This window comes from Chitinophaga cymbidii, from assembly GCF_007992715.1.
GTDB lineage: Bacteria > Bacteroidota > Bacteroidia > Chitinophagales > Chitinophagaceae > Chitinophaga > Chitinophaga cymbidii.
In genome coordinates this window covers 1-12,010 of record NZ_BKAU01000002.1, presented here as the reverse complement: position 1 = coordinate 12,010, position 12,010 = coordinate 1, and the positions used below count along the sequence as shown (strand labels likewise).

The following is a 12,010-nucleotide window of genomic DNA, read 5'->3' as shown; positions in this document are numbered from 1 at the left end:
CGTTGTGTCACTCACTTCAGCGGCTTTTTCTTTGTTGTACAAATACCGGATGCACTTGCCATGTTAGTTACTGCATCATCCCACCACAACTGTATGGCCAGCGGCCGATTTATTTGCGGGCCGCGATGCATTTCTTTGTCTTCATCGCAGCAGTGTTTAATTCGCTTTCGCCCTGCACTCCGCAATGATCTCGTCCACCCTCGCTTTCGTCAGATGTTCTTTATAGAACTTGCCCAGCTGCATCATCGGGGCATATCCGCAGGCGCCGAGGCACTCTACTGTCTTTAAAGTAAAAAGGCCATCTGCCGTGGTTTCACCCACATTGATGCCCAGTCTTTCTTTAATATATTCGATGATGTTATCCGAACCACTCACCATACACGGACCGGTATGACATACCTCGAAAAGGTACTTGCCCACCGGCTTCAGGTTGTACATGGAGTAAAAGGTCGCTACTTCATACACTTCGATGGGATCTATCTGCAGCAGGGAAGCCACATAATCCATCGTCTCCGCACTCAGCCAGCCGCCGAACGATTCCTGGGCCAGGTGCAGCACCGGAATCAGGGCGCTTTTCTGCTTCCCTTCCGGGTAGCGCGCAATGATCTCTTTTACTTTATTCAGCTTCTCTTCAGAAAATTGAACGGCCATTTATAAAACTTCTTTATTGTTAATCTTCAAATATCCAGCGGCGTGTTATGCCGGCCGCACAGATATATTCGTATAAGGATCTCCGTTATGCATCCAGCTCTCCCGCGATCAGGTTCAGCGAGCTCATGCAAATGATCGCGTCGCTGAGCATGGCGCCCTGCACCAGTTCCGGATAGGCCTGGTAATAAATGAAGCAGGGCCTGCGGAAGTGCAGCCTGTACGGGGAACGGCCTCCATCGCTGATGAGATAGAAACCCAGTTCGCCGTTCGCGCCTTCTACGGGATGGTACAGCTCGCCCGGTAAAATATCGGTTTCGCCCATCACGATCTTGAAGTGATAGATGAGAGCTTCCATTTTCGTATATACGTCATCTTTATCCGGCAGGTAATAAGCGGGCACGTCCGCATGATATACATCTTCCGGCAGCGCCTTCACTTTTTCCATCGCCTGGCGGATGATGCTGAGGCTCTGCCACATTTCCGCGTTGCGCACCAGGAAACGGTCGTACGTGTCGCCGGTGGTGCCTACGGGAATGGTGAACTCAAAATCTTCATAGGAGCTGTACGGATTGGCTACGCGCACATCATAATCCACGCCGGCGGCTCTCAGGTTTGGACCGGTGAAGCCGTAGTTCATGGCTCTTTCCGCGGAGATGGCGCCAACGCCCTGCGTCCGCTCCATGAAGATGCGGTTGCGGGTGAAAAGGTTTTCAAATTCTTTCAGCACGTCCGGATACTCTGCCAGGAACTTTTCGATCTTCTGGAAAGCAACAGGCGTGAAATTCCTTTCAAAACCGCCTACGCGGCCGATATTGGTAGTGAGGCGGGAGCCGCAGATCTCTTCATAGATCTCGTACACCAGCTCACGGTATTGCATCACGTACAGGAAGCCTGTGAACGCGCCGCTGTCTACCCCGATCACGGAGTTACAGATCAGGTGGTCCGTGATACGCGCCAGCTCCATGATGATCACGCGGAGATAGTCCACGCGCTTGGGCGTCTGAATGCCCAGGAGCTTTTCCACCGTCATATGCCAGCCCATGTTGTTGATGGGCGCCGAACAGTAGTTCAGGCGGTCCGTCAGCGGCGTGATCTGGTAATACGGCCGGCGTTCCGCGATCTTTTCAAATGCGCGGTGAATGTACCCTACGGTGGGAACAGTAGATACAATGCGCTCTCCGTCCATTTCCATCACGTTCTGGAACACACCGTGCGTAGCAGGGTGCGTGGGTCCCAGGTTGAGGGTGCTGGTCTGCTTCTCAATAGAGCCATCCGGCAGTGTAATATGTTGATGCTCAGACATAGTAATTTTTTAACTGATCAGATACTTCCTCCGCGGCCGAACATTTCATCATCTTTGTCCACGCGGGACTGGTCTTCCAGCGGAAATTCCTTGCGCATAGGGAAGTAATCCATTTCATCCACATTCAGGATGCGCACCAGGTTCGGGTGGCCTACAAAATCAACCCCGAAGAAATCATAGGTTTCACGTTCCATCCAGTTCGCGGTAGCGAAGATCTGTGTGGCCGTGAATATTTTCGGGTCGTTGATGTCTGTAAATACCTTGAATCGCAGGCGCACATTATCTACGAAATTATGCAGGTGGTATACTACCGCCAGCTCCTCTCCTTTGCGGTCGGGATAATGCACAGCAGTAAGGTCTGACAGGAAGCGGAATCTGAGGTCCTCTTCATCGTAGAGGAACTGCATGACCTTGAGGTTGAGATCTTTCGGTGCGTGAAAGGACATCATGCCGAAGGATTCCTCAAAATCTGTCAATACATCGCCAAACTTCTCTGCCAGCCTGTTTTTTATGTGCTCGTTCGTCAAAGACATGTATAAGCTATTATCGTTTCTATTGGATTCCGTAGGAGTTCATCAGGTCTTTATACCGTTCCGAATGGCGGCGGCGCAGGCTTTCCTGTCCAACCAGGTCCTGTACGCGCATCACGCCGTCCAGGATCGCTTCGGGACGGGGCGGGCATCCGGGCACATACACATCCACCGGTATTACCTGGTCTATTCCCTGCAAAACGGAGTAGGTATCAAAGATACCGCCGCTGCTGGCGCAGGCGCCTACGGCGATCACCCAGCGCGGCTCGGCCATCTGCAGGTATACCTGGCGTAACACGGGCGCCATTTTTTTGGCGATGGTGCCCATGACCATCAGCAGGTCGCACTGGCGCGGGGTAAAGCCCAAACGCTCGGAACCGAAACGTGCAAGGTCGTAGTGAGCGGCCATGGTGGCCATGAATTCAATACCGCAGCAGGATGTTGCGAACGGCAACGGCCAGATTGAGTTTTTCCGGGCCAAACCGATCACTTTATCGAAAGAAGTGGCAAAAAAACCTTCACCGGAATATCCTTCCGGCATTTCAACCATCTTGACCTTAGTGTTAAACTGAACAGGACGAGACATATCTAAACCCTCCTTATCCTCTTCCCGGCATACCGGGAAAAGTGTTTTATTAATAGTTAGTTACTTTCCTTATTAATCTTCCCATCTCAGGGCGCCCTTCTTGATGATATAGAAGAATCCCCCCATAAAAAATGCCACAAATGCAAGCATTGCGAGGAACCCGTTCCATCCCAACTCCTTGAAATTAACAGCATAGGGATAGAAGAAGATCACCTCCACATCGAACAATACAAAAAGAATAGCGGTGAGGAAATACTTGATAGCGACCGGCTGGCGGGCATTTCCCATTTGCTCGATACCGCTTTCAAAGTTGATCAGCTTGTCGCTGGTTTTACGCTTTGGCCCTAAAAAGTGGGTGGCAATCATGGTGACGCCAACAAAACCCAAAGCCGCAATCAGTTGTAAAACAATAGGGAAATAACTGAAAGGAGTGTTGTTAGCAGTCAAAAATTCAGAGGCAAAAAACATAAGCTTCCCAATATAATTGTCCGAAAGCGCAAAAATACTGCAAGTAAAGCACAATTCAAATCCACGACGAAGGAAAATCTAATCTTTTTTTTGTATATGTAATATAATAAGATATGACGTATTGGGTTTCCGGGGTTTCCAAAGCGTCTGACGAACGCTTAATCAATTGAGGATAAGGTACTTTTAACACAAAGACCCGGTCTTGCGACCGGGTCTTTGGAAAAATAAATTCCTGACAGATAATTACTTCGTGCCTTTAGGCTGTGCCGCCTGCTGGCTCTGCTGGCTCAGGTTCTCCTTGATGGCTTTTACCGGTTCGCTGTTCGGGTCCAGGGGCTCCAGTTTGCTCATATATTTCTGGAGGTTGGCCTTATCGTCCTTATTATAATAATAGACCATCAGGTAGGTATATGCCTTGATGAGCCCGGCCTTGTTCTTTTCCGGATCGCCTTCCGCCATGGAGATGTACTTCTCAAAATACGGCAAGGCCACGCCTGTTTTGGCTTCCACATCCTTGGCGGCATTGGCCATACCTTGCCAGTAGTGACCGGTGGTGATGTCCGGGTAGTTAGTCGCCAACTGACCAAAGGCGGAATCGGCCTTATTTAGCATGGCTGAATCTGTTCCGGCTTCGCTGGCGGAAGCGCGGTAGTAGTTCAGCCCTACGTTATAGTAGTCCAGTGCGGAGGGCTTTTCCTTCTGCTCTACTTTCAGCTCCGCGAATTTCTTGTACCAGTCGCCGGCTTTGTCGAACACCCGGGCGTCCTGGTAAGCCTTGGCCACGCTTTCATAGCGTTCCAGGTCTTTCACGGTGTCTGATGTGGCGTATTTTTCCAGGTATTCGAGCGCTTTCTGGTCTATGCCTTGCTGCGCGGCGGAATCCTGGTATTTGATACGGCCGTAGATCTCGCTGCCGAGCTTATAGTCCAGCGGTTCGAGCTTGTCCGCGCCGGTGGCCTGCACATATTCGTCAAACAGCTTTTGCGCCGCCAGGGAATCGCCTTTCTGCAGGTTGGCGTCTATGATCAGGCGGTTCAGCTTCATCTTATAAGCGTCGTTGGCTTGCGGAATGAGCCCCTGCGCCTTGGCGATCGCGCTGTCGTAGTCCTTGTCAAAGAACATAATGGAGGCGAGGTAGTATTCGTTCTTCACTTTGTCCGCGGGGTCTGCCAGCGAGAGGTACTTTTGCAGGTTCTCTTTGGCTTTGGCGAGTGAGAACTGCCTGGGCCGCGGTGTGTAGTAGAATTGATACAGTTCGTAGAAAACGGGAGCGTAATTCGGGTCGAGGGAAGCCGCTTTGGCATAATCCCCTACCGCCTGCTCAAGTAACTTGGCATTATAATTTACATGCCCCTGTTTCATTACGGCTTCCGCGTTATTGGCTTCCAGCTCCAGCGCTTTCTCATAGGCGCTGATGGCCTTACCGCCGTTTTCACCACCCAGTGCGCGGTAGGCATCGCCCAATTCTATATAGTCCGCGGCGGTGGCGTTATAGACATCTCTTCTTTTGGCGCCTTCGTTATTCAGCAAAGTTTCCATTACGGTCAGCGCAAACGCCCTGTTGCCTCCCTTAATCTCGGAGTTGGCGTCGGCCACTGCCCGGGACACTTCACTGTTCTTGCCCTTAACGCCCGCGAGGGCGGCATCGAATTTCTGGCGCGCCGCCGCGGTATCTCCCTTCAGGAGATCTATCCGTCCCATCCCCGCCGTCAGCAACGGCGAATTGGGTACTGCTGTTAATCCTTTGGTGAAAGCAGCCGCGGCGCCTTCCTGGTTTTCCATTCCCAGCTCGGCAATGCCCAGGTAATAATGGGCTCTGTCGTCCGTGGGTTTGGACGCCACGATCTTCTCAAAGTCCTGCTTAGCCCCGGCGAACTTGCCATAGTATAATTTTTTTAGACCATCTTCTATTGACTGAGCCATCACCCCGCTGGCCAGGAAGAGCAGGGCAATTACGGTACTGATACGCTTGTTCATGGTTTTAGTTTTAATCCGTTAAACATACCGGTACTTGTTGTTTTACGCCGGTACGGGTTCATTGTACAAAAAAACATGCCAGAATGAAAGCAGCTTTTGGTTCATAGGGGCTTCACCTGTATGCTGAATTTACTCAATTCCGCCGGTATAAACAATGCAGGAAACGTTAAAATAAAGGCTTTCGCGGGGAGGAGAAGGGGGTTGCGGGTATAAACATTATAAAATGTTAAAATTCAATGGGGGGATAAAAAAACCGGGGCTGACGGGGAAGTGTTGATCTTCCCGTCAGCCCCGGTCCTTATCGTAAAGGTGGCAAGATTATTTACCAGCGCCGGCAGCCGCCTGAGCGGTATTGCTGCTGGCTGCTTTCTCAACGGATTCGAAGTACTCCTTCACCTGGCGTACTGTTTCATTCGCCGGATCGATAGCCGTCAGCTTGTCCATGAAAGGCTGCATGTTGGTCTTATCGTCCAGGTTATAATAATACAGCATCATGTAGGTGTACACGTTGGTGAGGAACCTTTTGCTTTTTGCCTCGTCTTCCGGTTTTACCATGGAGAGGTATTTTTCAAAGGGTTCTTTTGCTTTACCTTCTTTGGCCTGCTGGTCCAGTGCGAAGTTGGACATGCCTCTCCAGTAGTAACCGTTGGCCTGTTCAGGATACTTCACGCTGAATTCCGTCCAGGTAGTATCAGCCATGCCGTATTGACCTGCATAGTATTCGTACACGCCTTTGAAGAAGTGGTCTTCGATCGCGCGCGGGTTGTCTTTGAACTGCAGTGTTTTGCCGTACCATTCAGCGGTTTTGGCGTAGTTACGCATTTCCTTGAAGGCTTCGGCTACAGAGCGGTATTTTTCCGCATCTTTCGCGGTATCTGCTTCTGCGTATTTCTCGAGGTAGGTACCGGCGAGGGTTTCGTAAGAAGCGTTGGTAGCGGAGTCTGCATGTTTCAGCTTGCTGTAGATCGCGCTCAGCAGTTTGAAGTCCAGCGCATCCAGCTTGTCTTCACCCACTGCTTTCACGCGCTCGTCCATCAGTGCTTTGGCGGCGAGGGAATCGCCTTTTTGCAGGTGCGCGTCGGCAGCCAGCAGGGTCAGCTTGCCTTTGTAAGCTTCGTTGGCGGTAGCCAGCAATGCTTTGGCTTTGCTGATCGCGGCGTCATAATCTTTCTGGTAGAAAGCGATGGCGGCGAGATAGTATTCGTTCTTTGTTTTGTCGGAAGGATCGCCTACTTCCACATATTTCTGCAGGTACTTTGCAGCGTTGGGCAGGGAGAACTGTTCCTTCTTCTGTGTGATATAGAACTGGTACAGCTCAAAATATGCGGGAGCATAGTTGGCGTCCATATTGGTGGCTTTGGTCCAGTCGGTCACCGCTTGCTGCAGCAGGCGGGCGTTGTAGTTCACCAGCCCTTGCTTCATTACGGCTTCCGCGTTGTTGGCATCCAGTTCCAGCGCTCTTTCATAAGCGGTGATGGCTTTACCGCCGTTCTCTCCACCGAGGAAACGGTAAGCATCTCCCAGTTCGATATAATCGGCTGCTGTTGCTTCGTATTGATGTCTTTTTTTGCGGCCTTCGTTGTTCAGCAGCGTTTCCATCACAGTAAGCGCGTAACCGCGGTCACCGCCCTGGATTTCAGAGCTGGCGTCTGCGATAGCGCGGGCTACATCTCCGTTACGGCCTTCCGTAGCTGTGCTGGCGGCCTCAAATTTCTGTTTTGCGTCTGACGCCTTTCCGTTCAGCAGGTCGATACGTCCCATGCCGGCAGTTAATAAGGGAGAGTTCGGTACAGCGGTCAGTCCTTTTGTGAAGGCAGCGGCGGCGCCGTCCTTGTTTTCCAGTCCCAGTTCAGCGATACCCAGGTAATAATACGCGCGGTCGTCCGTTGGTTTGGCAGCTATCGCTTTTTCAAGATTCTGCTTCGCGGTCTGATATTTGCCATAGTACAAATCTTTCAAACCATCTTCCACAGATTGCGCCATGGCTCCGTTGGCTACGCAGAGCATGGCTACAAATAAACTTTTCCTCGTGTTCATGAGCAATCCGGTTTTAGTTGTGTTATCAGTATTTATTATTTCAAAGTGGCTTCCCTGAAGACGATGTTGAGCCTGGCAGGGTATAGTTTAAATCTGCCTATCAGGAGCTGGCCTTCCTGGCCGCCGAGGAAAGTGGCGAAACCGGCGCCCAGGCCATGATAGGGCTCTTTCAGGACAAAGAACATTCCCCTTGTAAGCGGGTATGTTTTCATGCCAATGTAAAACTGGTACGGCTGAACGAAACTGGTATTGTTGTCCGCGCGTACTTTCACTGTTCTGATGCGGTTGGTGAATTCTATCGACGTAGAATCATTGGTATCAGAGATCCAGTTCACCCCGATCACCCCGATCGCATTTTTGTTCTTTTCCACGTAGTCGATCACTTCGGGATTCGTTTGGGCGGCCATGGTATTTTTCGGCAAGGGTTTCCCCTTGTTGATGGAATCGAGTATAAAACGTACGGTGCTGGAGTTCTGGTTATCGAAAACGATCTGCCAGGGTTTCTCCGCTTCGCCGCTCATGATCTTGCGCACCTGGTCCATCGTAAGAATGGAATCCGGGTTGGCGTGGTTGACGATGAGGGCTATGGCATCTGTCGCCAGCTGCAGGCTTTGCGGCCGTATTCTTTCTTTCTTGAAATATTCTTTCTCTTCTTCTTTCAGGTCCCTTGTTACGATGATCAGCCGGGAGCTGTCATTGAAAAGGTCCTTGAAGCAATCCGCTTCGGGTTTATATTCAGCGATGATCTTCGTTTTCGGATACAGGGATTCGAATACTTTGATCTCGGAATCTATCAGCGGCTTGTAAGTTTCATCCACCGATATCCTGATCGTGCCTTTTGTGGGCGTGTCAAGCTCGGCGCCTTTATTGGAAGAACCGGTGTTACATGCCAGCAACGCTACTGATGCGGTCAAACCTGCGAACAAGATCTTCTTCAGGTCTTTAATGTTTAAAAACATACACACTGTCTAATGATAATCAGATCAAAAAAAAAGTTGTTTGATACCCCTGTACACACGATATAATCCATACGCACAAAGAAGACCTCCAATGATGTAAATCACAACAGGTTCAAAATTGAGTTTACCGAAACCCAGTTTTTCGGAGAAGAAAGCATATAGTCCAAATAGAATAAAGAATAATCCCCTGATCAACTCGCCGAGCGGGCGATAAGATACGTTCATTCGCTTGTTTGTATTTTCGTTCTCCTGATGCATTGGTGGCAAATTACAAGTATACAAAAAAAATTGTTTTCATCTAGTTATGAAAACTTTATTCGTTTGTTAAAAAGTCTTTTGCGGCGGCGCTGCTAAAGAGATGCAGCGGTTCCGGATTTCCATAGCGCGGCGGGATATTATCGCGGGACGCATACCGGTTTACCCGAAAAAATGGTAGGTTTGCGTTCTGAAAAAAGACGGGGAATGCCTGCCAGCAAGGATATCAAATAGCTGGTAACCAGCATCTTACCCTGCACAAGAAATAAACAGCGATGAAAATTCTGATGGTTTGCCTGGGCAATATCTGCCGTTCTCCCCTGGCCGAGGGCATCCTCCGGCACCTGGCTGAACAGCGGCATCTGGACTGGGAAGTTGATTCAGCCGGTACGGGCAACTGGCATGTGGGCGATCCGCCGGATGCCCGCTCCGTAAGGGTGGCGAAGAAACACGGGATCGATATTTCCGGGCTTCGCGGGCGGCAGTTCCAGGCCGGGGACTTTGACCGGTTCGACCGGATCTATGTGATGGACCTGGACAATTACCGGGATGTGCTGCGCAAAGCGCGGACGGAAGCGGACCGGGAGAGGGTACAATTATTGCTGGAACACCAGCAGCCTGTTCCCGACCCCTGGTATGACGACGCACTGTTCGAGCCGGTGTACAATCTGATATATGATGCGTGTGAACGAATCGTGAAAGGATAATTATTCTTCAACTTCATTTCTCTTTATAATGGCAAAATTAAGCATCCCGCAAGGTACAAGGGATTTTGGGCCGGATGTGGTAAGGAAGCGCAATTATATTATTGCCACCATCCGCAAGACGTTCGAGCTATATGGTTTTCAGCCGCTGGAAACGCCGGCGATGGAAAACACTTCTACCCTGCTGGGAAAATACGGCGAGGAAGGCGACCGGCTGATCTTTAAAATATTGAATAACGGCGATATCCTGGGGCAGGCGCAAATGGCGAAAGACAGCCGTGAGCTGAGCCTGCTGCTTTGTGAGAAGTCACTGAGATATGATCTCACCATTCCCTTCGCGCGGTACGTGGCCATGAATCATGGCAAGCTGCAGCTTCCCTTCCGGCGCTACCAGATACAGCCTGTGTGGCGCGGCGACCGGCCGCAGGCCGGGCGTTACCGCGAATTCTATCAGTGTGATGCGGACGTGGTGGGCAGCAATTCCCTGATCAACGAGGTGGAACTGCTGAAAATATACGACACCGTGCTCACCGATCTGCAACTGACGGGGTATGAGCTGCGCATCAACAACCGCAAGGTGCTCGCAGGACTGGCGGAACTTGTAGGCCGGCCGGACCTGATGACGGACATCACCGTGGCGATCGACAAACTGGACAAGATCGGGGAAAGCGGTGTGCGGCAGGAATTGCTGACGCGGGGGCTGACCGATACCGAAACGGACAAAGCGATGGCCTTCATCTCACTGTCCGGTACGAACGAGCAAAAGCTGGAACGGTTGTCTGAACTGCTGGCCTCGTCTGAAACCGGGCTGAAAGGCGTGGAGGAACTGCGCTTTGTGCTGAACAGCAACCTTGCTTCTTTTGTATCTCCTCCGCAGCTGGATCTCACGCTGGCACGGGGACTGAATTATTATACCGGCATGATCGTGGAAGTGAAAGCGCCTCCGGGCGTGAACATCGGCAGCATCGGCGGTGGCGGGCGCTATGATGATCTGACGGGGCTTTTCGGTGTGCCGGGGATTTCCGGCGTGGGAATTTCTTTTGGGGTAGACAGGATCTACGACGTGCTGGAAAAGCTCGGGCTTTTCCCCGTGGAAGCGCAGGAGTCTACCCGCGTTATTTTCTTTCACCCCGGGGAAGCTCGCCTGGCCGAAGTTTTCAGGTATGCTACACAGGTCCGTGACCGGGGCATCGCGGTAGAAATGTATCCGGAAGACATTAAACAGGACAAGCAGTACAAATATGCCGAAAAGCGCGGCATTCCTTTTATCGCTTATGTGGAAGACCATGCGCCGGATACGATCTTCATCAAGAACATTCCGGAAAAGCAGCGGTATACGATCAAAGCGGAGGAATTGGCGGGATTCGGATTTTGATGCTTTTACATTTTTACATTTACAGGAAAGGCGCTGTTGACACAGCGCCTTTCGCTTTTAATATATCAACCTGTAAATCTGTTCCTGTTTAATTTCACTCCCAGGCAGTAGTTCCGCCGATCTTTTTGCCGGAGGGAAAATGCCAGTAGCTGTAGAATGTATCGTCGCACTGTTTATACTGGTAGTCCGGAATAGTTTGTTCAATGTACTTCCGCCAATGCGGGCGATTGCCATCTATATCTGTAAAGCCGTATTCATCGGAGAGGTTCCAGGAGCTGAACACCTTGCCCGTTTTAGCGAATACTGCCGCGTCCGCGGCCAGCGCCGCCGCTGCACGACCAACAAAGTAAGGCGTCTCGGAAGCAATAAAGTTCGGATCTGCTTTCGTGCCTTCCCGCCAATTGGCTTCCGTTACGCCAAAATGCTCCAGCATGGCTTCCGAGCGGAGGAAACCGGGTGTGAGCGCCAGGGATGTAATATGGTGCTGCGATAATTCTTCCGACATTCCGAAAGCCAGGCGGATGATGGATGTTTTAACCAGGTCGTAAAAGAGGTGGCCGCGGTAAAAATATCCGTCTCCATCCGTGATTTCAATGATCAGACCTTTCTTTCGGGGGATCATGAGCGGGACTGCGTATTTGCTGGTGAGGATGTGTGTATGAATGGCCTGTTCCAGCATTTTGAATCCGTTGGACATGTTCTCTTCCCAAAAGGGTTTTCCCCATGATGTTAGCGCGTCCCCGCCCCAGACATCGTTTACAAGTATATCGATGGTTCCTTCTTCTTTCGCAATGTGATCAAACAATGCCCTGACCTGTTCTTCATCGCTGTGGTCCGTTCTGATGGCGATACCTTTGCCACCATGCGCTGTTACCATCTCTGCGGTTTCCTCAATGGTTTCCGGGCGATTGGCGCCTGATGCAAGGTTACCGCGGGTGCTTCTTCCCGTGCAATAGACGGTTGCGCCGGCTTCTCCGAGCATGCATGCTATACCACGGCCTGCTCCGCGTGTAGCACCGGCTACTACAGCGACCTTTCCAGATAATGATTTCATGAATGTTGTTTGGGTGATGCCTGCAAAGATGAGGGTTGTATGCGCAGGGTATTTGCGTAGTGGGATGGGGTAAAAACAAAAAAGCCTTACCGGTTACCCGATAAGGCTCTT

General features: G+C 51.0%; 11 protein-coding genes. 2 read left to right on the top strand and 9 right to left on the bottom strand.

The features are described 5' to 3' along the window. Positions 1-156 precede the first annotated feature (156 nt). The 8 genes from CCY01nite_RS11085 to CCY01nite_RS11050 all read right to left on the bottom strand — a co-directional run bounded on the left by CCY01nite_RS11085 (position 157) and on the right by CCY01nite_RS11050 (position 8,511). Positions 157-651 (bottom strand): NADH-quinone oxidoreductase subunit NuoE family protein, encoded by a 495-nt coding sequence (locus tag CCY01nite_RS11085; protein WP_146861068.1) that lies wholly within the window; start codon positions 649-651, stop codon positions 157-159. An 85-nt stretch (positions 652-736) separates the two neighbouring features. Further along, positions 737-1,954, bottom strand: a complete 1,218-nt coding sequence (locus tag CCY01nite_RS11080; RefSeq protein WP_146861065.1) for an NADH-quinone oxidoreductase subunit D — start codon at positions 1,952-1,954, stop codon at positions 737-739. A gap of 17 nt (positions 1,955-1,971) precedes the next feature. After that, positions 1,972-2,487 carry an NADH-quinone oxidoreductase subunit C gene (locus tag CCY01nite_RS11075; protein ID WP_146861062.1) on the bottom strand — a complete coding sequence of 172 codons (516 nt, stop codon included), beginning with the start codon at positions 2,485-2,487 and terminating at the stop codon, positions 1,972-1,974. Between the two features lie 19 nt (positions 2,488-2,506). After that, a complete protein-coding gene (locus tag CCY01nite_RS11070; RefSeq protein WP_246129908.1) occupies positions 2,507-3,034 on the bottom strand; it encodes an NADH-quinone oxidoreductase subunit B in 528 nt (175 codons plus the stop codon). A gap of 108 nt (positions 3,035-3,142) precedes the next feature. Further along, positions 3,143-3,538: an NADH-quinone oxidoreductase subunit A gene (locus CCY01nite_RS11065; RefSeq protein ID WP_146861056.1), complete on the bottom strand. Its 396-nt coding sequence runs from the start codon at positions 3,536-3,538 to the stop codon at positions 3,143-3,145. A 243-nt stretch (positions 3,539-3,781) separates the two neighbouring features. After that, positions 3,782-5,515 (bottom strand): tetratricopeptide repeat protein, encoded by a 1,734-nt coding sequence (locus CCY01nite_RS11060; protein ID WP_146861053.1) that lies wholly within the window; start codon positions 5,513-5,515, stop codon positions 3,782-3,784. 318 nt (positions 5,516-5,833) lie between these two features. Further along, positions 5,834-7,552, bottom strand: a complete 1,719-nt coding sequence (locus CCY01nite_RS11055; RefSeq protein ID WP_146861049.1) for a tetratricopeptide repeat protein — start codon at positions 7,550-7,552, stop codon at positions 5,834-5,836. 35 nt (positions 7,553-7,587) lie between these two features. Next, entirely contained in the window at positions 7,588-8,511 is a 924-nt protein-coding gene (locus CCY01nite_RS11050; RefSeq protein ID WP_146861046.1) for a substrate-binding domain-containing protein, read from the bottom strand. Between the two features lie 530 nt (positions 8,512-9,041). On the opposite strand from CCY01nite_RS11050, the gene CCY01nite_RS11045 reads away from it, so the two are divergent. Together CCY01nite_RS11045 and hisS are read left to right on the top strand one after the other, a co-directional pair. Then, the gene (locus CCY01nite_RS11045) at positions 9,042-9,473 is read left to right on the top strand and encodes a low molecular weight protein-tyrosine-phosphatase (RefSeq protein ID WP_146861043.1); all 432 of its coding nucleotides are present in this window, start codon (positions 9,042-9,044) and stop codon (positions 9,471-9,473) included. A gap of 28 nt (positions 9,474-9,501) precedes the next feature. After that, a complete protein-coding gene (gene hisS / locus CCY01nite_RS11040; RefSeq protein WP_186831015.1) occupies positions 9,502-10,845 on the top strand; it encodes a histidine--tRNA ligase in 1,344 nt (447 codons plus the stop codon). 94 nt (positions 10,846-10,939) lie between these two features. Here hisS and CCY01nite_RS11035 read toward each other — a convergent pair whose 3' ends face one another. Beyond that, positions 10,940-11,899 carry an SDR family oxidoreductase gene (locus CCY01nite_RS11035; RefSeq protein WP_146861037.1) on the bottom strand — a complete coding sequence of 320 codons (960 nt, stop codon included), beginning with the start codon at positions 11,897-11,899 and terminating at the stop codon, positions 10,940-10,942. Positions 11,900-12,010: the final 111 nt, after the last annotated feature.